The sequence below is a fragment of the Winogradskyella undariae genome (genome assembly GCF_013285155.1).
Taxonomy (GTDB): Bacteria; Bacteroidota; Bacteroidia; order Flavobacteriales; family Flavobacteriaceae; genus Winogradskyella; species Winogradskyella undariae.
Genome location: NZ_JABTEL010000012.1, coordinates 1 through 26,653, shown reverse-complemented (window position 1 = coordinate 26,653; position 26,653 = coordinate 1). Strand labels below are relative to the sequence as shown.

26 protein-coding genes are annotated in these 26,653 nt (G+C 32.0%); 11 read left to right on the top strand and 15 right to left on the bottom strand.

Annotated elements, in window-relative coordinates; translation table 11 throughout:
• Positions 1–8 precede the first annotated feature (8 nt).
• Positions 9–2,405: a TonB-dependent receptor gene (locus tag HSX10_RS14880; protein ID WP_173589036.1), complete on the top strand. Its 2,397-nt coding sequence runs from the start codon at positions 9–11 to the stop codon at positions 2,403–2,405.
• A gap of 14 nt (positions 2,406–2,419) precedes the next feature.
• On the top strand, positions 2,420–2,992 hold the full coding sequence (locus tag HSX10_RS14875; protein WP_173589035.1) for a type 1 periplasmic binding fold superfamily protein: 573 nt from the start codon (positions 2,420–2,422) through the stop codon (positions 2,990–2,992).
• Positions 2,993–3,036: 44 nt separating this feature from the next.
• Here the strand turns inward: HSX10_RS14875 and HSX10_RS14870 are convergent, their stop codons facing one another.
• Positions 3,037–3,315 carry a hypothetical protein gene (locus HSX10_RS14870; RefSeq protein WP_173589034.1) on the bottom strand — a complete coding sequence of 93 codons (279 nt, stop codon included), beginning with the start codon at positions 3,313–3,315 and terminating at the stop codon, positions 3,037–3,039.
• 197 nt (positions 3,316–3,512) lie between these two features.
• On the opposite strand from HSX10_RS14870, the gene HSX10_RS14865 reads away from it, so the two are divergent.
• The gene (locus HSX10_RS14865; RefSeq protein WP_173589118.1) at positions 3,513–4,178 is read left to right on the top strand and encodes an ABC transporter ATP-binding protein; all 666 of its coding nucleotides are present in this window, start codon (positions 3,513–3,515) and stop codon (positions 4,176–4,178) included.
• Between the two features lie 3 nt (positions 4,179–4,181).
• Here HSX10_RS14865 and HSX10_RS14860 read toward each other — a convergent pair whose 3' ends face one another.
• Positions 4,182–5,345 carry a DUF3999 family protein gene (locus HSX10_RS14860; protein WP_217363290.1) on the bottom strand — a complete coding sequence of 388 codons (1,164 nt, stop codon included), beginning with the start codon at positions 5,343–5,345 and terminating at the stop codon, positions 4,182–4,184.
• A 49-nt stretch (positions 5,346–5,394) separates the two neighbouring features.
• Entirely contained in the window at positions 5,395–7,800 is a 2,406-nt protein-coding gene (locus tag HSX10_RS14855; protein ID WP_173589032.1) for a DUF2339 domain-containing protein, read from the bottom strand.
• 361 nt (positions 7,801–8,161) lie between these two features.
• Between HSX10_RS14855 and fumC the strand changes: the two genes are divergently transcribed.
• Positions 8,162–9,559, top strand: a complete 1,398-nt coding sequence (fumC, locus tag HSX10_RS14850) for a class II fumarate hydratase (RefSeq protein WP_173589031.1) — start codon at positions 8,162–8,164, stop codon at positions 9,557–9,559.
• A gap of 189 nt (positions 9,560–9,748) precedes the next feature.
• A complete protein-coding gene (hutI, locus tag HSX10_RS14845) occupies positions 9,749–10,987 on the top strand; it encodes an imidazolonepropionase (protein ID WP_173589030.1) in 1,239 nt (412 codons plus the stop codon).
• Positions 10,988–11,044: 57 nt separating this feature from the next.
• Here hutI and HSX10_RS14840 read toward each other — a convergent pair whose 3' ends face one another.
• The gene (locus HSX10_RS14840; RefSeq protein ID WP_173589029.1) at positions 11,045–11,932 is read right to left on the bottom strand and encodes a DUF8428 domain-containing protein; all 888 of its coding nucleotides are present in this window, start codon (positions 11,930–11,932) and stop codon (positions 11,045–11,047) included.
• 111 nt (positions 11,933–12,043) lie between these two features.
• Between HSX10_RS14840 and HSX10_RS14835 the strand changes: the two genes are divergently transcribed.
• On the top strand, positions 12,044–13,063 hold the full coding sequence (locus HSX10_RS14835; protein ID WP_173589028.1) for a formimidoylglutamase: 1,020 nt from the start codon (positions 12,044–12,046) through the stop codon (positions 13,061–13,063).
• 182 nt (positions 13,064–13,245) lie between these two features.
• On the opposite strand, the gene HSX10_RS14830 is transcribed toward HSX10_RS14835, so the two are convergent.
• The 3 genes from HSX10_RS14830 to HSX10_RS14820 are packed head-to-tail and all read right to left on the bottom strand — an operon-like array spanning position 13,246 to position 14,859.
• Positions 13,246–14,073 carry a mechanosensitive ion channel family protein gene (locus HSX10_RS14830; RefSeq protein WP_173589027.1) on the bottom strand — a complete coding sequence of 276 codons (828 nt, stop codon included), beginning with the start codon at positions 14,071–14,073 and terminating at the stop codon, positions 13,246–13,248.
• A gap of 35 nt (positions 14,074–14,108) precedes the next feature.
• Entirely contained in the window at positions 14,109–14,282 is a 174-nt protein-coding gene (locus HSX10_RS14825) for a hypothetical protein (protein ID WP_173589026.1), read from the bottom strand.
• A complete protein-coding gene (locus HSX10_RS14820) occupies positions 14,266–14,859 on the bottom strand; it encodes an RNA polymerase sigma factor (protein ID WP_173589025.1) in 594 nt (197 codons plus the stop codon). The genes HSX10_RS14825 and HSX10_RS14820 overlap by 17 nt, the downstream gene beginning before the upstream one ends.
• Positions 14,860–15,181: 322 nt before the next feature.
• On the opposite strand from HSX10_RS14820, the gene HSX10_RS14815 reads away from it, so the two are divergent.
• Positions 15,182–15,775: a hypothetical protein gene (locus HSX10_RS14815; protein ID WP_173589024.1), complete on the top strand. Its 594-nt coding sequence runs from the start codon at positions 15,182–15,184 to the stop codon at positions 15,773–15,775.
• Between the two features lie 43 nt (positions 15,776–15,818).
• Here HSX10_RS14815 and HSX10_RS14810 read toward each other — a convergent pair whose 3' ends face one another.
• From HSX10_RS14810 to HSX10_RS14780, 7 genes are all read right to left on the bottom strand, one after another.
• On the bottom strand, positions 15,819–16,418 hold the full coding sequence (locus HSX10_RS14810) for a DUF6515 family protein (protein WP_173589023.1): 600 nt from the start codon (positions 16,416–16,418) through the stop codon (positions 15,819–15,821).
• A 238-nt stretch (positions 16,419–16,656) separates the two neighbouring features.
• A complete protein-coding gene (locus HSX10_RS14805; RefSeq protein WP_173589022.1) occupies positions 16,657–16,956 on the bottom strand; it encodes a hypothetical protein in 300 nt (99 codons plus the stop codon).
• Between the two features lie 128 nt (positions 16,957–17,084).
• On the bottom strand, positions 17,085–17,819 hold the full coding sequence (locus HSX10_RS14800) for a LytR/AlgR family response regulator transcription factor (protein ID WP_217363288.1): 735 nt from the start codon (positions 17,817–17,819) through the stop codon (positions 17,085–17,087).
• A 48-nt stretch (positions 17,820–17,867) separates the two neighbouring features.
• The gene (locus HSX10_RS14795) at positions 17,868–18,884 is read right to left on the bottom strand and encodes a hypothetical protein (RefSeq protein ID WP_173589021.1); all 1,017 of its coding nucleotides are present in this window, start codon (positions 18,882–18,884) and stop codon (positions 17,868–17,870) included.
• A 13-nt stretch (positions 18,885–18,897) separates the two neighbouring features.
• Positions 18,898–19,497 (bottom strand): YbhB/YbcL family Raf kinase inhibitor-like protein, encoded by a 600-nt coding sequence (locus HSX10_RS14790; RefSeq protein WP_173589020.1) that lies wholly within the window; start codon positions 19,495–19,497, stop codon positions 18,898–18,900.
• 12 nt (positions 19,498–19,509) lie between these two features.
• Positions 19,510–20,838 carry a YHYH protein gene (locus tag HSX10_RS14785; protein ID WP_173589019.1) on the bottom strand — a complete coding sequence of 443 codons (1,329 nt, stop codon included), beginning with the start codon at positions 20,836–20,838 and terminating at the stop codon, positions 19,510–19,512.
• A gap of 94 nt (positions 20,839–20,932) precedes the next feature.
• Positions 20,933–21,967: a sensor histidine kinase gene (locus HSX10_RS14780; RefSeq protein ID WP_173589018.1), complete on the bottom strand. Its 1,035-nt coding sequence runs from the start codon at positions 21,965–21,967 to the stop codon at positions 20,933–20,935.
• Between the two features lie 552 nt (positions 21,968–22,519).
• Between HSX10_RS14780 and HSX10_RS14775 the strand changes: the two genes are divergently transcribed.
• Entirely contained in the window at positions 22,520–23,161 is a 642-nt protein-coding gene (locus HSX10_RS14775) for a DUF6266 family protein (protein ID WP_173589017.1), read from the top strand.
• Positions 23,162–23,315: 154 nt separating this feature from the next.
• Here the strand turns inward: HSX10_RS14775 and HSX10_RS14770 are convergent, their stop codons facing one another.
• A complete protein-coding gene (locus HSX10_RS14770) occupies positions 23,316–23,573 on the bottom strand; it encodes a helix-turn-helix domain-containing protein (protein ID WP_173589016.1) in 258 nt (85 codons plus the stop codon).
• Positions 23,574–23,974: 401 nt separating this feature from the next.
• Here HSX10_RS14770 and HSX10_RS14765 point away from each other — a divergent pair, with 401 nt between their 5' ends.
• The 3 genes from HSX10_RS14765 (at position 23,975) to HSX10_RS14755 (ending at position 26,554) form a co-directional block, all read left to right on the top strand.
• Positions 23,975–24,376: a hypothetical protein gene (locus HSX10_RS14765; RefSeq protein ID WP_173589015.1), complete on the top strand. Its 402-nt coding sequence runs from the start codon at positions 23,975–23,977 to the stop codon at positions 24,374–24,376.
• 242 nt (positions 24,377–24,618) lie between these two features.
• Entirely contained in the window at positions 24,619–25,182 is a 564-nt protein-coding gene (locus tag HSX10_RS14760) for a DUF6624 domain-containing protein (RefSeq protein WP_173589014.1), read from the top strand.
• A 421-nt stretch (positions 25,183–25,603) separates the two neighbouring features.
• Positions 25,604–26,554 (top strand): Kelch repeat-containing protein, encoded by a 951-nt coding sequence (locus HSX10_RS14755; RefSeq protein ID WP_173589013.1) that lies wholly within the window; start codon positions 25,604–25,606, stop codon positions 26,552–26,554.
• Positions 26,555–26,653 lie beyond the last annotated feature (99 nt).

The window sequence follows — 26,653 nt, the reverse complement described above, 5'->3', positions numbered from 1 at the left end:
CTATTTTGATGAAACAAATAATTATAGGTCTAGTTATCGCTATCTCAAGCTTTAGCTACGGTCAAGATTGCACCTATATTTTTTTAGGCGAACTTAAAGATTTTCATGACGGAACACCAATTGAGTCTGCAACTATCTACCAAAAAGAAAGTGGTAAATATGCTTTTTCAGACTTAGATGGTAAATTCAAAATTGAAAACTTATGTGCAGGAACCTTAACATTAACCATATCTCATGCGAATTGCGAAACCAAAACCGTAAGTTTTGAAATAAATGGTGATTCCTTTAAAACCATTTTAATGGAGCACCATATTGAAGAGCTCAATGAGGTTTCTGTAACAGCACATGTAGATAAAAAGGAAACCAAAACAGCCCAAGAAACCGTACTTAAGGAACAGACTCTAAAAAAGTATTCTGCTTTAAGTATTGGTGACGCGCTAAAGGAGGTTGCAGGAGTTTCTTCTATTAGTACAGGGAGTTCTATCGTTAAACCTATGATTAATGGTATGCATAGCAGCAGATTAATTATGTTAAACAATAACGTTAGATTACAGGACCAAGATTGGGGAATTGAGCACGCACCTAACATGGATGTTAATGCGGTATCTCAAATCTCTGTAATTAAAGGTGCCGGTGCACTTGCGTATGGAGGTGATGCTATTGGAGGTGTGGTTGTTGCAAATCCAGAGCGTGTGTTTTTAAAAGATACATTGTTTGGAAAAACAACACTTAGCGGACAAACTAACGGTAGAGGTTATGCTTTTAACACCAAGTTAAATAAGTATACAAAAAAAGGTTGGTTTGCTTCTGTGCAAGGATCTCTTAAACAAAATGGTGATTTTGAAGCTCCAGATTATGTATTAACCAACACAGGTTCTAATTCTAAAGGATTTACTTTTCGCGCAGGAAAACAAACCTTTGAATCTGGTTTTGAAGTCTTTTATAGCTACCTAAACAATGAAATAGGGATTCTGAAAGCTTCACATATTGGAAATATTGAAGATTTAGTTTCTGCCATCAATAGCTCAGAACCTTTAGTGATAGAAGACTTTAGTTACGACATAAATGCACCTAAACAAGATGTAACACATCAGGTTGCAAAAGCAATGTATTACAAACGTTTTAATAATTTTGGTAAAGTAAATTTACAATACGACTATCAAAACAACCAACGTTATGAATATGATATCCGTGTTGGAGATGACAGAGATACACCCGCTTTAGACCTAAAACTTCAAACCCATACCATTTCATCAGATATTGTATTAGATGCTCTTAAAGGTTACAAGCTAAAGTTTGGAATAATGGGAAGATACCAAGATAACTTTGCAAATCCAGATACAGGCATAAGACGCTTAATTCCGGATTATGACAAGTATGATTTTGGAATCTATACTACAGCTGAGCATAATTTAAACGCTAAAATGACTTTAGATTTTGGATTACGTTATGATTACAATCGCATCGATGCTAAAAAATACTATATCACATCACGTTGGGAAGAACGTGGTTATGATGAAGATTTTTCAAATATCATCCTTGAAGATTTAGGAACTCAGCTTTTGGTAAACCCGGTGTTTGATTATCATAATTTTTCTGCTTCAGCAGGGTTTAATTATCAACTAAATGAGCATAATAGTTTTATAGGAAACTATAGCTTATCTAGCAGACCACCAAATCCTTCAGAATTGTTTAGTGATGGCTTACACCACTCTGCTGCTAGAATTGAATTGGGTGATTTAAATTTAACAAAAGAAACTTCTAATAGAGTTTCGGCAAGTTATAATCATAATTCAAATCAACTTAACTTAACAGTAGAAGCGTTTTATAATCACATTAATGATTATATGTATATAGAACCAACAGGCATTGAGCAAACCATTAGAGGTGCTTTTCCTGTTTGGGAATATTTACAAACTGATGCCGAGTTATACGGTATCGATTTAAGTGCAAACTATAATTTTAATGCGCATTTTAATTTTTCAAATAAATCTTCTTATACTGTAGGAAATGATATTGAAAATGATAGACCGCTTATAAATATACCTGCATTTAATACCCGAAACAGTATCACTTACACTAACGATTGGAAACAGTTTTCAGCGTCTTTGACGAGTGAATGGACTTTTGAACAAACAAAATACCCAGATAATAACTTTGAAACTTACATCGCTTCTACAAACGAAACTGTTTTAGTCGATGTAAGCACACCTCCAAGTGCTTATCAATTGTTAAACTTTTATTCTGAAGTCACTTTAAAAACTTCAAATAAAACCAATCTTAATATTGCTCTTAGCGTGAATAATTTATTAGACACCAACTATAGAGCTTACTTAAACCGCCTTCGTTATTTTGCTGATGACATGGGAAGAAATGTAATGTTACAATTACAATTTAACTATTAACAAAAATTAAAAACATGAAAACAATTAAATTTTTATTTATTACCGTATTAAGTTTATCTGCATTAGTATCTTGTTCATCTGATGATGACACTCCTGAAGCTGTAAATGAAGAAGAAATCATTACAACAGTGCGTTTAGAACTAACAGCAGCGAGTGGTGATATGGTAGTGCTTCAAAGTCAAGATTTAGACGGTGAGGGACCAGATGCACCTGTTTATACTATTAATGGAACTATTTTAGCCGATACAGAATATACAGGAGATATTCAGTTTTTAAATGAACTTGAAAGTCCTGCTGAAGATATAACTGAAGAAGTATTAGAAGAAGGCGTTGACCACCAAGTATTTTACACATTTACAACCAACAACGCTGATAGTAGTGTAACTTATACTGATATGGATGATAATGGTAATCCTATTGGATTATCAACGACATTTAATTCTGGTGCTACTTCAACAGATAATATATTAGTGGTTACTTTAAGACATGAACCAACAAAAAGTGCTGATGGTGTTAGCACTGGAGACATTACAAATGCAGGCGGTGCAACAGACGCTAACGTAACGTTTACATACGATGTCAACTAAAACATAGTTTAAACTAAAAAAAGCACTCCAATGGAGTGCTTTTTTTATTCTTTAATTTCTGGTGTTTCTTTTTTAATAACGTAAGTATACAACCACATCAATGTAAATGTTGGTATCACATCAAACCCCGGTAAAGCTTCTTCTACAACAGAAATGACTCCTGCGACTTTCCCTGCTTTTCCTTTATACAGTTTAGTCATTAACCAACCTGAAATTGGAGCCCAAACAATATCAGAAAACTCACCGATTCCTGGAATTATAAATGAGACTAAGCCTAAAGCATCAAAGAGTAGACTTAATCCTAATTTTTTGTATTTATTCATATAATGTATTAATTACTATAGATAAAGCAATAACTATTCCAAATAAAATGCTGCTGTCACTTTCGCACTACAACGTGTAATTTACAAAATCAATAGAATTATATAAAATAAATCTTTTCAGTAAAAAGAACAAATTTAGAGCATAGTATTGTAGATTATTCTATTAAGTATTACTTTCACATGATATGAGTAAAACTGTGATTTCTGCAAAGCAAATTAAGAAAGCCTATAAAGATCTTCATGTCTTAAAGGGTGTTGATTTAACCATTTTAGAAGGTGAAGTTATTTCTATTGTTGGTGCTTCTGGTGCTGGTAAAACTACGCTGCTTCAAATTTTAGGAACCTTAGATAAACCCGATTATAAATCGGACACCGAACTAATTATAAACGGACAATCTATAAAAACCCTAAACGACAAAGCTTTAGCTAAATTTAGAAATAAAAACATTGGTTTTATATTTCAATTTCATCAGTTACTACCAGAATTTACAGCATTAGAGAATGTTTGTATACCTGCGTTTATAAATAACACCCCTAAGGCAGAGGCCGAAAAACGTGCTAAAGAATTATTAGATTATTTAGGCTTAAGCGAACGTATACACCACAAACCAAACAGTATGTCTGGTGGTGAACAACAACGTGTTGCTGTAGCTAGAGCTTTAATAAATAATCCGAATATTATTTTTGCAGATGAACCTTCAGGGAATTTAGATAGTGAATCTGCCGAGCAATTACACAACTTATTCTTTAAGTTAAGAGATGAATTTAATCAGACTTTTGTTCTTGTCACTCATAATCAAGAATTGGCTGAAATGGCAGACCGAAAATTAACGATGGTAGACGGAAAGATTGTTAATGAATAATTTCTATTTCTTCAACATCTTTAAAGTAAAACCGCTTAAAACCAAAATAACAACCCCTATAATTGCCCAAAGCCAATATTTATTGTCTAATAATGGTTCTACCTTAGCTTGCTCTTGTTTCTCTATAATTTGCTCCTCTCCTATTTTTAAAGCTTCTAATCCCTCTGGTACTTTTGTTTCAAATTTCGCAATATCATAATTAGGATGTCTTGCTGAAGTATTACCATACACCAACATATAATCTGCAGGTTCTGTAAATCTTGTAATTAACTGATACTCGTACCCTTTCAAAGTCATTTCACCAAAAGACAAAGGCTGGTTATCACCGTTATATATAGATAATCTAATATGCTTAGCTATGGTGTTATCAAAATTAAACGAATTAGCTTCTAAAGAGTTTAATGTACCATTAGTAATGGTTTTGTAATAGTATTTCCAACCTTTTTCTGTTTTAAGGCTGTCATTTCTATATTCAATTTTAATAGGTCTGTAATAATCAAAAGTATTGTTAACATTAATATTAAGGTTACTTAAAGATACCAATTGCTCTAATTCTAATTCAATTTCAGTTGTTTTGCTAGGTTTTACAACTTCATTTTTAATAGATTTTATCTGATGATTAATATAACTTCCACCAGATATTTCATGCTTAAAAAGTTGCGCTGATTCAAATTTTGGTTGCTCAGCACCTTTTACAATAAGTCTATAAAAACGATATTTAGCATCAGGAAATACCAGTTTTGTAAATTTATAGTCCGTCGTTTCATTTTTAATAGATAGAATTCTATAATCTTCTAAAATGGTAAACCATTCGTTTTGGTTTTGACTGCCTTGTAATTCAACTTTCCAATCAAAATTTTGATTATTAAAATTAAGATCAATCTGATTAATAGTATTTGTAGAATTCAACTGAAATGTAAAATAATCCCCGTTAGCTCCTTTTGTTTTATTAATAAGATGAAACGGAATTGTTTTCTTTATCACTTTTTCAGAACGAATTTTTAATAAATACGGAGCTTCAATAGTATCATTATTCACTGTAGTTCCATAAATTCTAATATCAGATAAATCTGAATTTACCTTAGAAAAAACAGCATCTGGCAAAGTAATTTTATGCCATTCGTCACCTACATTCTCTATGGCTCTTTTATAATTGTACGTTTTCATTTGTGCAGAACAGAAGACTGTACACCCTATAAGGAAACCTATAAATAGTCTAGTTTTTAACGTCATCAGTAATATGATTTTTGTATTTATTGTATAAAAATGAAATGATTAAAAGTAACACTCCAAGTGATACAAATACTATAGTTTTAGAAATGGTATTGAGGTGAGAAATGTCGTAGAAAAACAACTTTACCAATGTAATACCAAAAAATGCGATACCACCAATACGTAAATATGCTTTGTTTTTCCAAATTCCGAAAGCTATTAATAAGAACGAATAAACACCCCATAGGATACTTAATCCTAATTTGTAAGACTGTGTAGAATCAGACATATCCATCCAATGGATAAGCTCGCTACTTAAAACCCATATTATAGATACGTGCAATAAAATATCATAAGCAATTTTAAATCCTTTGTTGACCTCTGCTTGTTTAATAAAACGATAACACGTATATAAAGCAAAAGCTAAAAAGGCAAAACAGACATATCTAATCCATAAATAGAACTCACCCTGAGCAAAATATTCTGAAGGATTTAAATAACTTTCTCTTAACTCACTCAACGTCAATAAACCTTGAGTTAAAAACGTAAAAACACTTACTACAATTAAGCCTAAGGCTATTTTATCTAAGGGTTTACTTTTTATAATCTTAAAATTAATTAGCGCTAACAAAGACATAAAGAGTAGCGAATAATTTAAAACCCAAATGATTTTAAAATCATTTAAATCATAATTATTAATAACGTTATTATAAGTCGTTTCGTCAGGAATACTTAGTTGAGAAGTATAATATAATTGATCCCAATAGGTTTCTATTTCTAATCTAAAGGCATAATAAGCACTAAATAATAAGATCGCAGGAATTCCATAACTAAATACACGATTCCAAATAGAATCTGGCTTTAAAGCAGAAACATAGGCTTCTTTTTTAGAGAACCAAACAATGGCACCAAATGCAGCGATAAACAACAATGAGGTTAAAAAGTAAACATTAAAAATAAGTGGTAATATATTTTCTTCATCAATACCGTAATAAACACTATAGCCATAAGACCAATCTTCTAGTAAGCTTATAAAAGCTAAGACCATTAAAGGATACGATAGTTTTTCATAAACCTTAATTGCTTTTGTACGTCCTAAACCAAATAATAATGCCGCTTCTGTTACCCAAAGTAAGGTTACCCAATTTCCGTTAAGTTGCACAGGAATAGTAATTGTAATAAATACCAATACCATTGCAGATGCTAAATAGAATAAGTTTTTATCTCCTAATTTTTTCTTATAAAATATAACGCTAACAATAAAATGAATCACCGCATTACAAATCGTAAACAGACCTAATAATTGAGAACCTGTCTCATTATCTTCTAAAATAGCAATACCAAAGCCATAAAACAGAAATGAATTAAGCAATAACAAAACAACATCACTTGTTTTAAACACTTCTTTTCTTAGCATTTTATAAGCTAAAAATGTGACATAAAATATTAAGAAAAATAGACTTAGAAAACCTAATGCTAAATAAAAGTGATCTACTTCATCATATTCAAAGAAATACCAAGATCCATAAATTAGCCATGTAAATATAAAGGCTGAATAGTATAATGGTTTCCAATATTTTTTGAACGAAAGTATTAAAATACCAATATTAATGATAGCCATATAACCAAAAAGCACTTCTACTTGCCCAGAACCACTGCTTAGTAAAAAAGGCACTGCGTATGCACCAACTAAACCAATATGCGCTATAACCTGTCTGTTATAGTTAATAGCTGCAACCACTGTAAATGTGGTAAAAACAACCATAAGCACAAAGGCTGGTACTTGCGGTATTAAGCCATAAAAATCATACGCAAAATACGTGAGGACATACAAAATAACGATTGCTCCACTAACAAGCACAGCGCTGTAGGATTCGTACTTTTCTTTTAACTTTATACCAAAACCTAACAAACCTATGGCCATTAAATAACCAATAACGATTCGGGTGGTAGGACTTATTAAATTATTTTCAATAGAATATTTTGCCCCAATCACAACACCAATAATGGTAATAAGGATTCCTATTTTATTTAGAAGGTTTTCACCTATAAATTTCTCTAAGCTCGATTTAGATTTAGGTTTCTTATATAGAACTTTAGCTTCTTCTTTATGCTCTATAATTTTATTTTGAGATATAGGCTGTGTATCTATAACAGGTGCTATTTCTTCGCGTATAAGTGATGCTATTTCTGTTTTAGGTACAATTTTAACATCATTTTCATCTATAGGTAAAGGCTCAGCTAACGGTGCTTCTTCTATTGTTTTTGGAGCTTCTGTAATTACTCCAGATTGTAACCTGTACAATTCTTCTTTCAAACTGTTAATTTCAGAAGAAAACTCAGCCTGCTTTTTAAAAAGAAGCTCTAATTTTTCAATAAGTTTATCTATAAGTTCTTGACTATGTGCCATATATTACTGATTTGATTGTCTTTTAATATTGAAAAGACTAAGCTAAAATAGCTTATATATTTAGAAACATCTATTTTATGAATTGAAGTTGTAAAATATACGACCTTAATCAAGGATAAATCGCGGTTGTAATTTAATTTTTAAGTGAACTACATTCCATATTTTAATTACGTGTTTTCATATAAAAAATAATAACAATGATAAATGTCAGTATTAGCCTTAATATATTTTTTTAGTAAAAAAGAATCCTAACACTTATTAACAGATTAATCATATAACTGTTTAAATAAAACCCTTTAGAATACTTATTTACCCCCTTAAATTGCTAAATTTGTAAAGCAATTAATACATATATATAGACATGGATTACAGAATAGAAAAAGACACTATGGGTGAGGTTAAAGTACCTGCCGACAAACTTTGGGGAGCGCAAACAGAGCGTTCTCGTAATAACTTTAAAATTGGAGCAACAGCATCAATGCCTTTAGAGATTGTTTATGGTTTTGCATACTTAAAAAAAGCTGCTGCTTACGCTAATTGTGATTTAGAAGTCTTATCTAAAGAAAAGCGTGATTTAATAGCGCAAGCTTGTGATGAAATATTAGAAAAAAAATACGACGATCAGTTTCCTTTAGTGATTTGGCAAACGGGTTCTGGTACGCAGAGTAATATGAATGTGAATGAAGTTGTAGCCAACAGAGCACATCAAATTGCAGGTAAAATTATTGGAGAAGGAGAAAAAACAATTCAACCAAATGATGATGTTAATAAGTCTCAATCATCTAACGATACCTTCCCTACAGGAATGCATATTGCAGCCTACAAAAAAGTTGCAGAAACAACAATTCCTGGTGTTATTAAATTACGTAATGCTTTACATAAAAAATCATTAGAATTTAAAGATGTTGTAAAAATTGGTCGTACACACTTAATGGATGCTACACCTTTAACTTTAGGACAAGAGTTTTCTGGTTATGTATCTCAATTAGATCATGGCTTAAAAGCTTTACAAAATACTTTAGCTCACTTAAGCGAATTAGCTTTAGGAGGAACTGCTGTTGGTACAGGAATGAACACACCTAAAGGTTACGATGTGTTAGTTGCTAAATACATTGCAGAATTTACTGAATTACCTTTTATAACTGCAGAAAATAAATTTGAAGCTTTAGCGGCACACGATGCTATTGTTGAAACTCACGGTGCTTTAAAACAATTAGCGGTGTCTTTAAATAAGATTGCTAATGATGTTAGAATGATGGCTTCTGGTCCGCGTTCTGGAATTGGTGAAATTATCATCCCTGCTAATGAACCAGGAAGTTCTATTATGCCAGGAAAAGTTAACCCTACACAATGTGAAGCTTTAACTATGGTTTGTGCACAAGTCATGGGTAACGATGTAGCTATTTCTGTTGGTGGTACACAAGGACATTACGAACTTAACGTTTTTAAACCTATGATGGCTGCTAACTTTTTACACTCTGCGCAATTAATCGGAGATGCTTGTGTAAGTTTCGAAGAACATTGTGTTGTCGGAATCGAACCAAATCATCAAGTTATTGAAGAGCTATTAAACAACTCACTAATGTTAGTAACGGCTTTAAATACTAAAATTGGTTATTATAAAGCTGCCGAAATAGCAAATACAGCTCATAAAAATGGTACAACTTTAAAAGAAGAAGCTATAAACTTAGGTTATGTTTCTGCTGAAGATTATGACGCTTGGGTAAAACCAGAAAATATGGTAGGTAATTTAAAATAATTATCAAACACATTGAATTTAATAGTTGTTTTTCCTTCTAATTAAATTCTATTTAGAAATTAAATAATAAATTGGCATCAGAATTTTAAAAGAATAAGAAGTCAATTTTATAAAATATAAAAACGCTAGGAAATCATTACTAGCGTTTTTTTAGTGAAAAACAACATATTTATATTAACACCAATTAGCATGTCTATACTAATAAAAAACATTAAACAACTCGTTCAGGTTCATACACACAATAAAACGATTAGAAAAGGGAGTGATATGAACATACTTCCTATTTTAGAAAATGCTTATCTCTACATTGTTGACGATACCATTATAGAATATGGCGTAATGGAAGATTGCGAAGGCATCCATGCCGAAACAATTATTGATGCCACCGGTAAAATTGTTTTACCCTCTTGGTGCGACTCACACACCCATATTGTTTATGCCGGTGATAGAACTTCAGAATTTGTTGACCGAATTAATGGTTTATCTTACGCAGATATTTCTAAAAAAGGGGGCGGTATTTTAAACTCCGCAAAAGTACTTCAAGAAACTTCTGAAGAAGCCCTATTTAATCAGTCCTTAAAACGATTGAATGAATTAATAGCCATGGGAACTGGTGCTGTAGAAATAAAAACAGGTTATGGATTAACGGTTGAAGCAGAATTAAAAATGCTTAGAGTAATAAAGCGCCTTAAGCAAGAAAGTTTAGCAACCATTATCCCTACGCTATTAGCTGCACATGCCATTCCGGAAGACTATAAGTCTAAAAAGCAAAATTATATTAAGCTAATAATTGAAGAACTGATCCCTAAAGCAGCTGCATTAAATATCACTCATTTTGTAGATGTTTTTTGTGAAGATGGTTATTTTAATATTAAAGATACAGAAGCCATTTTAGAGGCCGGTAAAAAATATAATTTACAGCCAAAAATTCACGTTAATCAATTTAATATTCTTGGCGGAATAGAGCTTGGTGTAAAACACAATGCACTCTCTGTTGATCATTTAGAAGAAATTAATGATGAAGATATTGAAGCTTTAAAAGACAGTAATACAATGCCTGTTGCTTTACCTGGCTGCTCATATTTTATAGATATCCCGTATACGCAAGCCAGAAAAATTATAGACGCAGGTTTACCCCTAGCTATTGCTTCAGACTATAACCCAGGAACAGCTCCTAGTGGAAACATGAATTTTATAGTAAGCGCTGCTTGTGTAAAATTAAAAATGACACCAGAAGAAGCTATAAACGCAGCTACAATTAATGGTGCATACGCTATGGGAATAAGTAGTATGTATGGTAGTATTACAAGAGGTAAAAAAGCAAATATAATTATTACCAAACCTATGGATCACTACAGTGAGATTCCGTATGCATTTGCTCACAACCCAATAGAGCAAGTGATTATTAATGGTCAATTATTAAAATAAAAAAAAGTCCAGAAGTTTTAACTTCTGGACTTTTTTTATCACTATAAATGCTATCTATTATTTCAATTCAAATTCTGAAGTAGAAATCATTCCTTTATCACTAAATACATTTACAATATAACGCCCTTCTGCAAATTTAGAATCTTCTAATTCACTGATATACTCACAAATATTTAAGTTTCTGTTTTCGTAATTAAATCTACTAATTAAACTATAGTTTAAAACTTGATCTTCAAACTGTATTTGTTCATTAGAACCTAATACATTGTTGTTAGGATCAATAATCTGTAAGTACAATTCTTTATCTCCTGCTTCAGCAAGCATATTTTTAGCAACTGTAAAACAAAGTTTAATTTTATCACTACGTCTTGCGCGTTCTGTAGGTATTTGTTTTCCATTATTTCTTTCAATAACACCCATACCAATTAAACCAACAGTTTGTAAGGCAGCAGCATCTTCAACAACAGTTGTTAATTGTGTGTTTTGTACTAAAAGAGAATCTGTAAACATAGTACGCTCTGCTAATTGTACCTGAGTACTATCTAAAGAAGATGCTAAATATTGGTTTTCGCCTTTTAAACGATCATTTTCAGTTAACAAAATATCCATTTCTTCCTGTAATGCCATAAATTTCTTTTTGTAACTCCATAGACTACCAACACTATTTTGAGATACTTTTAAAGAATCCATTAAACCTTGTATACGTTCCTTAGCAGCTATTAAATCTTGGTTTTTAATGTCACTTTCAGCAATAGCTTCTTCGTAATCTTTAGCCATATTACTAAGCTCATCCATCACTTGCTTCTTCTCGCTCATCAATACCTTTTCATTCTCTTGCTTTTCGCTGTAAAGTGTAGAGGTATAAAAAGCAGTGACTAAAAATAATACTAATAGTATGCCTAAGCCTACTTTCAATCCTGTGTTTGATTTTTGGGAACCTTCCATAATTTGTTTAATTTTTAAGTATTGTTAATTCTTGTTTTTTAATTTCTAAATTAAGTGTTAAAGTAATTAAATTAAATGTACTTTTAATATAAATTTTAACTTTTTGACCAAATGCAGCATCTTACCTTATTTACAGAAAAAGAAAAGGAACATCTTTTAAAGAAACGTAAAGAAGAAATTAAATTTGGAGAACATATTCAGCTATTACATAACCTTTCGAATATATACGATGATATTGCCGATTTAGATGTTGACTATGTGATTTTTGGAGTAAAAGAAGATATTGGAGTTGCTGCAAATTATGGAAATCCAGGCACATATAATACTTGGGATGCTACTTTAAATATTCTATTAAATATTCAAAGTAATGAATTTACATCCGCAAAACGTGTTTTAGTATTAGGACACTTAGAATATACTGAGCAACGTAAGGCCTTATTAGAGTTAGACCTCACTAAAAAGAAACAAGTTTCTAAAATTAGAAGCTTTGTAGAAACCATAGATAAAGATGTTACTTATGTAGTTTCTTCTATCATTAAAGCTGGTAAAATTCCTATTATTATAGGTGGCGGCCATAATAATGCCTACGGAAACATTAAAGGTGCTGCTTTAGCTTATAACCAAAGAATTAATGTTATAAATTTTGATGCTCATTCAGATTTTAGAGCAGACGAAGGCAGACATAGTGGTAATGGATTTAGTTACGCCTATGCTGAAGGTTTTTTAAAGCATTATTTCATTTTTGGACTTCATGAAAATTACACTTCCGATACCTTAATTAAAACACTTAAAAAAGTTAAATCTATAAAATACAATACTTACGAAGCTATTGATGTTAGAAAAGAACTTAATTATGTCTCCGAATTAAAAATAGCATCAGATCATATTAATGACAGACCTTTTGGTGTTGAAATAGATTGCGATGCCATTAACAATATTCCTAGTAGCGCAATGACACCTAGTGGTTTTGATGTAAAAAAAGTAAGACAATTTATTAATTATTTTGCAAAACATGAAAACGCTGCTTACTTACACATTTGTGAAGCCATACCAAATGAAAATACAGATACTCAAATAGGAAAATTAATCACTTATTTTATCACTGATTTTATTCGTGCAAAAAATAAATAAACGATAGCAACTTCAATAGAAAAACGAGTCCTTAAAAAGTAAAAACACTCCGATTTATTTTTATTAGACTTTAGACTAACAAAAACCCCTAATCAAATTAATGAAAAGGGGTTTTTATATATCAAGTATATGCAGAATCATACTTTATGTAAACATAAAATCTATAACCCTAACCTTATAACTTAATCCTGCATAAGCACTTGACTTTCTACAATATCTTTAATAGGTACAATTAACTTCCCTTTAGAATTCTTTAATATTACTGAAATACTCTGTACTGCATCTATAACATAAGTTTCGTCATTAAAAATTATTTTCTGACCAACCTCATACGTCTTACGAGCATAAAATGTGTTTAATAATTTATTAACCACTTCCCTAGCCCCAAAACCAAAGGCAATTGCAAAGGCTAATAAAAAGGCTGCCAATATCATAGTGATATTGTTTGTAATGATATCTGTATTAATTCCTGCTTGATTTAAAGCGGTTATAGATATAAACGTAAGTAACAGGAAGAATACAACCTGACTAATCATTTTTCCACCTGATAAATCCATCGATTCAAAAAGTGATTTTAGTCCGTTTTTAACAAAATTAGCAAATAGCAGTCCTATTATAAAGATTGCTAAGGCTGCAAATAATTGTGGCAAATACCCTAATAAATTATTAACCTGACTAGATATTATTTCTAAACCTAAAACATCAGAAACCACAACAATTAAAATAATGTACATTAACCATTTTACTAATTTTGAAACCACTTTAGTGGTATCAAAATTTAACGATTTTCCTTCAACAATTTCAATTTCATTTAGCTTCTTATCAAGTTTATGAACATTAGCTACTTTTAATAGCTTTTTAATGGCTTTAACAACTAGTTTTGTAATAAACCAACCCACTAATAAAATTACAATTGCTCCTAAAAATTTTAGAGCTAGAGCAGAAAACTCAGGCCACATTGATGATAATGATTGCATAGCTTTATTTTTTAATGCGATGATACTGTCCATAATTATAATTTTATGTTAGGGGGATATTGAGTATTCTATTTTTTTCTTTGACTCGTTACACTATCAATGATATGACCTATATTATAAGAAAACAGTTCTGCTAATTCCATAAAAAGCTTAGCTAAAGCAATGTCGTGCATCACTTTGGCTTTAAGCTCCTGAGGAACTTCCTTTAAAGGCTGATCTATTTGCTTAAATGGATTCTCCATCTTTGGTATAATTAGAGTACTTATGTACTAGTTTTTCTTTTGCTCTTTTTAATCGCATTTTAACTGCGCTTTCTCCAATATCTAAAGCATCTGCCAATTCTTTAATAGATAAATTGTCTTGATACTTTAATAGTAAGATCATTTTTTCTTCTGGTGATATCAGTTCCATAACAATTTTTAACTGCTCTACTCTCATGTTCTCAAATTCTTGAGTAGAATCTATATCTTCACCAATATTTTCTATATCAATAGTTTCACTACTAATTGATTTTTTTTCTATTTTTTTAGCTGTATTTCTAGTGACGTAATTTACACAATGATTATACGTAAAAGCATATAACCATGTAGAGAATTTAGATTTACCTTTAAAACTTGCTAATTTTATAAACACCTTTAAAAAAACGTCTTGTGTTAAATCTTTAGCTTCATCAACACCATTGGCAAATCCATAACATTTATTATAAACCATTGAAGCATACCTATCATAAAGCACCTCAAACAACATAGTGTCGTTGGTTTTTACGATTGCTTCTACAAGCGCTTCATCGGTTAGGCTATGAATAGCGTCTTTAGTCAAGAGGATTGTTTAGTATGTAATTAATTGTTGTTAATCTTAAGACACTTGTTTTTTTAACAAGTCACTTAATTTTATATTTTTTTTAGAAAAATATTTTTCTTAAATATTTTGCAAAATTACAATATAAAAATGGTCTAGAACGACTTAGGGGGTATTGAATCTTATTTTTAATAGAAAAAAGCACTCTTAATTATTTATTTATCATTTAAACCTTAATTAGAATTAAGAAACTTTGAAACTACTATAAAATTATTAACTTTAAAAAATATACATCTCAATTTCAACGGTATATTATAACTAAGACCGACTTAAAACCTACTAAATGAGTGATTATCTTCATAGAACTATACCTAATTTAAAGCCCTTTAATTTTAATCGGCACCACGATGCCCTTTTTATAGACCAACAATGGGTATTGGTCAATGGTATTTCTAATAAAAAATCTGTTTATACTTTTAAAACAAATAATATTCTTGAAATAGCACGAAAAGATAACGTTATTAAAACATCATGGACTATTATTCTTAACAATAGACTATCTATTGAAACTGAAGATGGAATGATTACGGTGAATGCTTATTTTAAGGATGATGATATTTTAGTGCTTAATAACCAAGAAAAAGAAGAGTTTGCACTATATATTAATACCACGACCTATGAAGATGATTTAAATTCTATTGAAGATATACAAACGTTCTTAAAAGAAAAATACACTAAAAAAGTGAGTACTATTATCTACGATCACGAATTTTATTTTATTGAAAACTCAAAAGAATTTGGTCCTTTTAAAGTTGAAGAATTAGCAAAAAAAGTAAAGGATAAAGACATAAGTATATATTGTTTTGTTAGAGATGTTAATGAATACGACTATAGTAATAGATTAAGAATTATAGATTTAATAAAAGAATTGGAATAAAACATAGGTTTTACTCCAATTCATCAACACTTAACTTAATAATTTATTCTACATCAATAATACCAACAACCTCATAAGCTCTAGTACCATCTACCTGTACTTTTTCGTATAGAATATTAGCATATTCATAATAGGTTTGGTTATCTATAACTACTTTTTCGTAATCCTCTGGTAATTCATAAACCACAGTTCCTATTTCGGGTTCTACGACTTCATATTCGTTATTATAAGAGATATAAAATGTACCATTAACACTGTAATAATCATGGTTATTAAACCTTACACGTTTATAATTTTGAGGTAATGTTTTAATTCTAAATCCTACCTTAGGTGCAATTACAATGTAACGCCCTCTAGATTGTGTGTAATATCTGTTATTAGCATAGTAATAACTTTGTCCGTTGTGTTTTACTACCGTTTTATTAGGTACTGATCTTACCGAAACTACTTTTCTCGTCGGTTTTTTATAGGTCACTTTAGAACTCGATATTCTTTTATTACCCTTATTCTTCACCACAGTTTTAGTGGTTGTAGTTACTACTGTTTTTTTATTTGTATTTCTTTTTGTCTGTGCAGGCAATTGTGCTGCAAAAGCCACTATAAAGGCTGCTGATAATACGTATGTTTTAATAAATGTTTTCATAATAATTAAGATTTAAAATGCATTAAACTTTTTTCTTTTCAATTATTAAGACTCTATTTTGTCTTAATAGTTTAAAGATATATATCATAAAAGCATAAAAAAAAACAAATAGACCAGTGATACAAATTGATCTATAAAACTATTATTTTTATAGATATGGTTTTAGAAGTCTAGTATAAAAGAAAAAAAGGTATACCATAAAACAGTATACCTTCTTCAGTTATAAATCTAGGGGAATTTATTTCAATATATCTAATAAACCTGTTAATTCAGAAAGATTAAGGCTTGAGTTACTATCGGTATCTAAAACATCAAAATTATCTGATACAGAACCTATAGCTTCTGTAGAACTAATAGAGTCACTATTATCTGTATCTAATAAATTAAAAAGACTCGTAATTTGTTGTACTGTTGAGTTAGAACTTAAAGAACTTAACAAAGAAGTCGCTTGTGCTATAGATGATGTATCTATATTTTTAACACTACTACAGCTAAACATTGTGATTGCAACCGTAAAGGTTAAAGCTATTTTTTTCATAATTATAATTTCTATTGATTTTCAAAGTACAAACGTAGTTCTATTTCTTGTTATTAAAAAAAGTAAATAGACCAATACATTGATTTTAAGGACCAAATATAATATTCTATAGATAAAAGAATAAAAACTTAAGAATTTAAAGAGTTATTATTAATAAACTCTAAAAACTTTGGCTTGTAATGTTCTGAAACAGTGATGCGTTGTTCATTAATAATGATCTGGCTTCGCTCTATAACATTTATATTATTTAATGATACAATGAACGATCGGTGCACACGCATAAATTGCGTAGAAGGCAATTCTTCTTCAAGCGACTTTAAGCTCATTAACGTTAATATAGGTTTAGGGTTGTCTTTTATCCAAATTTTAATATAATCCTTTAGACCTTCAAAATATAAAACATCAGCAAGCTTAATACGTAATTGTTTGTATTCCGATTTCACAAAAAGGAATTCTTTTTCTTCAGATACAATACTTTGCTTCTGCCCTTTTACCAATTCAAACCAAGCATTAGCTTTATTAGCAGCGGCTAAAAACTCGGCATAATCAAAGGGTTTTAAAAGGTAATCTATAGCTTCAACCTTAAAACCTTCTAAGGCATAATGATCAAAAGCTGTGGTAAAAATAACACGGGTTTCTTTGGGTAACATTTTAGAAAACTCTAAACCTGTTAAATCGGGCATTTGTATATCTAAAAATACTAAATCTACCGGATTGGTCTTTATATATTCCATAGCCTCAATAGCACTGCTACACTTCTTTTTAAAGTCTAAGAAAGGTGTTTTTTCAACATAACTTTCTACTAAATTGAGTGCCATTGGTTCATCGTCTACAATAACACAAGTAATTTTAATAGGGCTCATATATGGGTTGGTATTTTTTAAGGGGTTAAAACAGGTTGGTAACAGCTATTATTTTACCGTATAGCGCACTAAAACTTCATTGTCTAAAATAACATTGGTAGACCATATAAATTTAGCATCATTTTTGTCATTATCAAACACATTTATAAAATTAGTGTAAGCGGGCTTATTATCGACCCCTATTGTTTTATTTGAAAACTCGGTAGCGTTAGGCCATTGACTATCATTAAAATCTGCGGCTTGCCAGTTTGTTGGGGTCTGCCAATGTAAAGCGTAATAGGCTGTACCGTCATTAGAATCTTGGGTTGTACAGGTTTCGCTTAATCTTAACGCGCCTTCTTCACTTGCGCAAGATAAATCTCTTAAAGGCGCTGTATAATACGTTTGGGCTTTCCAATCTGCATTTGTTGTTGCTATTATTTCACCGCTAGCCTCTTTAAAAACCGCAACCATACCCCCATCTCCAGGATGAAACGCCTTCCCCCTATTGGCCTCTGATCCTAAACCGCTATTTTCTTCCCAATCTACTAACTTCATGGCAATTGTAAATGGGGTATGTACTTTAAAACGAACAATGTTGGAATTAAACTGTGTAAACGGCACATTATCTTTCCCTACCGGAACACCGTTAATATACATTTCGAAGTAATTATCGGCAAATATATAAGCGGTAATCACCTTGCCATCGGCATCTACTTCTATAATATCAGTGCCATCTAAAGCGGCTATGGCTTCTTCATCAGAGGCATACTCTACTTGCGTACAAGGATTAAACAAATTAGACGCCATAGGGAAAGTAGCATCGGTAAAATGAACGTCAGCAGGAACCGTAAATTCTGTACCATCTGTTGCTGTTACTGTGCCTATGGGGGCTTTTCTGCCTCTATCACATTCCAATAGATTTTTAGTCAGCACTGTTGCAGGACCTTGAGATACCGAAGCGGTACCGGTATAAACTTCTGAGGTTTTTGGTATTGCTTTTTTAGCGTTTTCACCATTTTTACAAGCTGTTATGGTAAAGCAGGCCAAAACAACGACCAGTGTTGTATGTTTTAAAGGTCTCATTTTAAAATTGTTTTTAATTAGAATCTATAAAAGTTAAAGTGGTACGGTCTATAATGTTTACGGTATCTAAGGCATCCATAAACACATTATAATCTACAGCTAAACTGTGTTTTTTAGGTAAAGCCGCAGGGGTTTCTGCTAAGGCATAAAGCGCTATGGTATATGTATGCTTGCCTTTACCACGCGAACACGGCGAGGTGTACGATATGGCTGTACCGTCCTTATTACCCCCCATAAACCAAGCGCCTTTAGCAGCCATTTTATAAGGTATTTGGGTAACGCTAGGGTCGATGTCCCATAATAGCAGGTACGAGTTAATTTCTGTTTTATCATCCTTTTTAGGATAATGATACATTACAACGGCTAAAGATTTGGTGCCTTCGGGGACATTTTGCCACGATAATGGTATGGAGTTTTCAACATCATTTACTTTTTCTTCACACTTATAAGCGTCTAATAAAACACCGTTAGCTACCGCTTTACTTGTGAGTTTAAAATTGGCATTTACGGTTTTAAAATCATCATGATTTACTTTTGTTGTTGCTTTTTTATGGTGTTCGCAAGATATTACTCCCATAAAAAGCATAAGAACTATCAATTTTGAATATTTCATTTTTATCTTGGTTTATCTTGGCTTATAAGTTTCTACTGTTGTTGTGCCATCAGGATTTATAAACTGATAGGTATAATTATCATCACTATCCCAATGGTATTTTATAATATAAGGTTTTGAATCTAAGGTATACGTTAATGCATAGTTATTAGCTTCTAAGCTTTTAAAACCTGTAATTTCAGCCCCTTTTAAAGGACGTAAAGCAGGGCGTAATTCTTGAGTTCTGGGTTGGGGATACACTTGATTTTCTGGTGCTTCGGTTTTAGGATCTAAAACAACCTCGCCTCTCATAGCTGCAATAAAATAAGGGTAATCTTTAATGGTGTGGTATTGGTAAGACCCATCGGCATTTGTTTTACCAAGGTATTGGTCTAAAGGATCTGTGGTTTCGCCATACACCGGAAAACCATCTACCGCATAAGCTACCGGATTGCCAGCCCCTACTTGGTTTTGTAAATGCAAAGGGGGTAAATGGTAATGGTAATCGTCTGCACGGCCGCAATGCCCGCCCCAATGGTCTAGTTCTCCAATGGCATTAGCATCTTCGCCTCTATTGTTTAACGGATTAAAAATAGGAATGCCATTTACTGCCACAGCAATAGCGCCTTTAAGTAAATTGGTTTTTGTAGACAACGGCTCTTTTGCCAGTTGAGGCTGTATAGGGATGGCCCAACTATTAGTGCCTGTATAATTTTGCTGAATTGGGACTTGTTGTTGCCAGTTGCTAATGCCTACCATCATTTGGTGATTTGGTAAACCGTTTGATGATATATACAGAAAATCTTTGTCTGCATGTGTGGTAACGCCTTCAAATTTCTCGAAAAACGTCTGCATTACAGCCACCTTATTTTGTGGTACTACTGCCGTACTTGTAGAAGTGGTAGTGGTGTTTTTGCACCCTACAATAACAATAACCCCCATACCTAGTACGCCATAAGATACGTCGCGTATTTTTTTTTGTTTTACAAGTTTAAAAACAGAAAAACACAATAGCAAAACGCCTAAGCCTATAAGTGCCTTATTAAAATAAGTAACCGTTGGTACTTTAGTTGAAATAATAGCATCACTATTTAAGGCTTTTATCAACTGGCTTTGGGTTTTAATATACTGCTGATCTGCATTAGAAAAAGCTGACAAGGGATAGCTTTTAACGGTATGGTTAGCATTACTAAGCCAAACCCTCTCTTTTTCATAACTTATAAAATTGGCTTTTATAACCTCGTTACGTGTTGTGATGGTCCAAGATTTTAAGGGGGTACCATGGCCGCCTTTATGAGCAAAAAGCGGGGTACTTAAGACTAATAAAAAGCAAATTACAATCGTTTTTTTTATAGACTTCATTATTCTTATTTCTTAGTACGTTTATGGCTTATTGGTTTTAGCAACACCAAGCCTATATGCATTGCAATAGCCTTGGTATTGTAGCAAGGCTTATTTAATCCGTTTCAATTTCTAGGCGAGCTATAAACCTATGATCTTTCACTTGGGTTGTAAACTTGCTTTTATTGGGGTATAGCAATTCTATTCGTTTTTCAATATTAGGAAGCCCAATACCAGAGCCACTTTTATCGTTTATCTTTTTAGGGAAATTATCGTTTTCAGTAGTAAATAAAACGGTTTTACCTGTGGCCACCATATTTATATAAATGGTACTTTCTTTACTCCCAGACACTCCATGTTTAAAGGCATTTTCTATTAATGATATAAAGAGTAAAGGGGCTATTTTAATCCCCGTTTCATTGACAGGAAAACTATAATTAACGAGCGTTTTATCTGAAACACGAAGCTTCATTAGGTCTATATACTTGGCCATAAAATCTATTTCTTTAGACAAGGCAACTGATTCTTCATTAGTATCATACAACATGTAGCGCATAAGCTTGCTTAGGCTATGAATAGAGGTTTTGGCTCGTTCTGGAGAAAGATCTACCATCGCATAAATGTTATTTAACGAGTTAAAAAAGAAATGCGGTTGCAACTGGTAATGTAGGTGTTGTAACTCGGACTTTAGTTTAATATGTGCAGCTTCCTTACGTTCGTTTTCGGTTTGTACCCAACGTTTGGTGGTTTTTATAGCAATAGCAAATAATAAAGGCGCCATATAAGACAGCATTTGTATGTAAAGAAACATTTTAAACGGTGGGCCATTACCATCATCTTTAATCGGTTTTTTTAAGATTTCCTGAAAAAAAACATTCTCTATCTGTTCTTTTAAGGTGATAAACACCGCTATCATTACCAAATTAATAACAACAAAAAGCAGCGTTTTTTTAGTGAATAAAAACCGATCTATAAGGCTAAAATAATTGGAGTAAAATATAATGCAGTAAAAGCCTAAAGGGATCCAGAAGTGCGCAATGACTCTTTCAATTTCTTGCGACGCGCCATAAGATAAGACATAAGGCATGCTAAAGAGTACTAGCCATACCAATAGATGCAAGAATAAGGTGATGTTTTTATTTTTGTGCATTAGATTTTTTAAAAAAACGGTTTTTTAAAGCGGTTACTACAGCAACACTTTACGTTTGCTTTGCAATCGCAGTCTTTTAAACCTTAAAACCAAAGGTAAAACTATTTGCTTATTTTTTAATTACAGAATAGATGTTTAGGGAAATTGACCCTATGGATCTTTAGATTGTATCTATTTTATTCTAAAAAAACAAAGCCCACCTCCTCTAGGCATTCTTTACGGGTTAGGGTTCCTTTGGGTTTTGTGGCTATGTGCTCCCTAAAACGTCTATTTTAAGAAAATACAACAGAGGCTCTACCGAAGGATTCCCGAACAACACCCGAACAAAACCCCCTAAAAACAGCACTTTTGTGTCAGGCTGTGCCAGGCTGTGCCACAACAGGTCTGCATGTGTCTGCGTGTGTTACCATGTGTCAGCATGTGTCACAACAGGTCAATCCCCATCAATTACAATCAATAAAAACCAATTGGTATCAACATGTGTCAACCCTTTATATATTAGTATTTTAGGTTATAAATTAGCAGTATATTAATCTATAAATATTTTGTATTATGGCCACATTTGAAAAAGGCATACTTGGCGGATTTTCTGGCAAAGTAGGTAATGTAGTAGGCGCTAGATGGCGCGGAAAAAATGTAATGCGTAGTTTACCACAGCGTGGGGATTATACGCCAACAGTACGACAAGAAGAACAACGGCAGAAGTTTAAAACTGTCATTCGTTTTTTAAGTCCTATTTCAGAGGTTCTAGACCTCTATTTTGGGAGTCCGCAGGGCGATAAGTCGCGGACCAATTTAGCCACCTCTTACCATCTTAAAGATGCCGTAGTAAGCACCGCGCAAGGTATGGTAATGGACTATGCCAAGGTGCTTATAAGCAAAGGCGACTTAAGAGGTGTAGAAGCAGGCACCATAGCCACAGGTGCAGGGCAAACCTTAGATTTTGGTTGGCAAGACAATAGCAGACAAGGCAAGGCCACCGCTACAGATGTGCTAATAGTGGTGGTTTATACTCCAGATCTTAACTTGTTTTACACCAATTTGCAGGTTGCTACCCGAGATGCCACAACGGCAACGGTAAATTTGCCCGACTTTATGGCGGGGTTTGAGGTAGAGGTTTGGCTATCTTTTATTAAACCCGAAACCAATTTTGCAGCTATTAGTACCTACATGGGGGCTGTTACAGTATTGTAAAAGCTAAATACTGTAAAAAATGAAATCTGCAAAAGGATTAAAAAGGGCGTGTTAGCGTGTAACCTTAAACAGGTTATACGTTAATATGCTTTTTTAGGGTTTTGTAGGGAAGAAATACTTATAAAGAAAACATGTAAAAAAGAATGCAGCACTGTTAAAACTGCTTTACATTGCGTATAACGCGTTGCATTAATATTTTAGTTAATAAATGCTTGGGATACATGGGGCTGTGCCCTAACTTAAAATTAGGAATACTCTGTTGTTTCCGTAATCTGTAAATGGTACTACGGCTAATTTTTAAATAAGCCATGGCTTCTTCTGTAGTAAGCCATATTTCATTTTCTAATAAATGTGCCTCCAATTCTATATGGAAGTTTTGCTGCACAGGTTGGTTTTTGTTTTGTTTACTCATTATAATTTAATTTACATACACATCTAATACCTAATAGGTTAGCTGCCTAATATAAAAGTTTTTTTTAAAACTAAAGTATCTTAGCTAAAATGTACATAAATATGGGTTAAAGTGGCATACCGCCTTATTATGGCTGTTTTTTTATTTTTAAGGCACTATATATAAGTTTATAATAAACTAAGGTTTAAATTTTTAAGCAATAAATCTTAAAATCCTTTTGGTAATTTGTAGAAAGTAAGTACATTAGTCTACGGTCTTAGAATTGCTGATCTTGTAGATGGGTAAAGGGGCTTTAAAGGCCTTGTTGTTCTTTTTTTAAAGGGATGATGTTAATGGGTTGGTTTTAAGTTTAAAAAACTAAATAATTCAATAATATTATACAACAAATTAAGATTTCAATTATGAAAAAAATTAATAAGAGAATATTTAAAATAATTACATCATTTTTTCTATTTACTGTTATTAGTTGCGCAACGGGTTCAATTATCATAACAGGAAAAACTAGACCAGCAATTACTCCCGCTGAGGTAAGTCTGTATCCCAACCCTCCAGAAGAGTTTGAAACTATTGGAATTATTGAGGCATCATCTGATATTGAATTTTCAAGACAAGCTACCCAAGATAGAGTAATGAATAAATTAAAATCTAAAGCAGCCGAGGTTGGTGCTAATGGTGTGCTTTTATTGAATACTGAAAGTAAAGAAAGCGGTAGTACTGGATACTTTTCTAATGGAATCTATTTTTCTAGTACAAGTGAAAAAATAGTAGGAAAGGCAAAAGCAATATTTGTAATAACGGAATAATTAAAAGTCTACAAGTAGCACCGTATATAACTTATTGCTAGCTCTAGACTGTTTAGTAATGACCTTTGGTTATTTGTAGAAACATCTATTATTTTAGGACTTTAACTAGTTGCTCTTTTAGAGGGGTAATATGACTTAAAAAGTGTTGTTAGCCTTTGGGTATTGAGGGGTAATTGTTAATATTGTTGTTATATAAAGAGTTCTATGCAATTTGAAAAACACCGTGAATGAATTACAAACTTTTGATATTTAGCCTATTTATAATCCTTTCATCTTGTAAGGATCAAAATTATCAACCATTAGAATTGATAGATATTAATTGCAATAAAGTGCCGGAAATTTTGCAAAATGTTTTTGATAGTGACCAAGGAATGAGAACAAATGGAGGAGAAATTAACCCTAAAATAGATAAAGAAAATCTGATAACAGTAGTTAGTTTAATTGAAAAATGTGGAATGCCTACATTAGAAGTAGTTAGCGATGTGCAAATGAGCGCAGTTTGGGTAGTTTTCCAACATGGAGACAATGCTAATCGAAAAAAATACTTACCACTTTTAGAAAAATCAGCAAAAAATGGAGATTTAAAAGCATCGCAAATTGCTTTGATGAAAGATAGAACAATGATGAACGATGACTTACCTCAAGTATACGGAACTCAAGTAATTCAAAATGAGAATGAATGGATTTTATACGACCTTGCAAATCCAGAAACTGTAAATAAGAGGAGAACGGAAATGGGACTTGAACCTTTACAAGATTATTTAAAACGTTGGAATATTGAGTTTGACATTAAACAATCTGAATAAAAACTGCATAGAACAACGTGTATAATTAATTGCTTGGTTCTTACCTATTTGCGAATATTCCTGCGGAATATTCACAGGTTCGTAAATGTTTGCTAAATTAGTTGCTTAACCACGCAACTAACCATACACAAAACCGTTAAATACCCCTACTCTATAAAATTAAAGGCCTAATAAAAAAGCCCTTGGTTATTTGTAGAAACATCTATTATTTTAGGGCTTTAACTAGTTGCTCTTTAGAGGGTAATATGGCTAAAAAAGTGTTGTTTGCCTTTGGGTATTGAGGGGTAATTGTTATTATTGTTGTTATATAACGAGTTGTGCATAATACACGGAAATCAGTGATTTAACATAAATTAACTTTACCGTAAACAATATACAATAGTATTTATAGTTTTAAGAAAGCAATTAAAACCAATCAGTTATGAAAAATATATTAGTAATTCTTGTAGCAACTATTTTATTAAGCTCTTGTACATCTGATAACAATCCTACAACCCAAAATACATCATCTTTGGATTTTACAGAGGTTATGTCATTTGAAGTAGATACTTTAGACATTGATATGAAAAGTGTTTTAAGTGAAAATTCCTTTTATATAACATATTCAGCTGACAATCTTAATTCAGAAAACGTTCTAAAATATAATTTAAACACGCAGTCACAAATAGACTTAACACATGGCGATGGAAGTCAATCAAGGCAACTTGAAGTTATTGATAATATGATATACTCTTTTGGTGTATCTAGCTTAATAAAGTACGACTTAAATCTTAATAACTTAAATTGGAGTAATCAGTTTTATGGTAAAAAGAAGCATAGGATTACCAAATATGATAATGATGTATTAATTATCTCTGGTAGAGTAGTTTTTAATCCTATTGTTAGTGTTAATGATTATGAAATGAAAATTAGCCGTTTTGAATCAATTAATGAAATTTACAGCGACATAAGCACTTTTCCATATGGAATAAGATTTCAAGCTGATGGAATTGTTTACAACGACAAGCTATATATGTTTGGAGGAACTGATGAGTCAATAAATTATAGTGAATTAAATGTTTATGATTTGATAAATGACACATGGAATCAAGAAACACTTCCTTATGGCATTTATGAATCTTTTACAAGTTTATATAACGATTCAGTCCTAGTCACAGGAAATAAAGAATCGGATAATAGTAATGCCTTTATAGGTGTTTATGACATTGCAACAAATACATTCATCGAATTAGCCACATCATTGGATTTAAATAACATTACCATTCGAGGGATAACGATAATTAATGATGAAGTTTATATAGCCTACGCTGATTGGGTTTCACCTATGCCAAATTTAATAACAATTAAAGTGGTAAAAGCTTCTCTTCTATAGGTTTTAATAAAAAGTACTATGCACAACAAAGTACTGTGGTAAAAAACAAGTAAAAACTTATTAATTTATTGCTAAAGTACTTCTGTAATTATTATCATA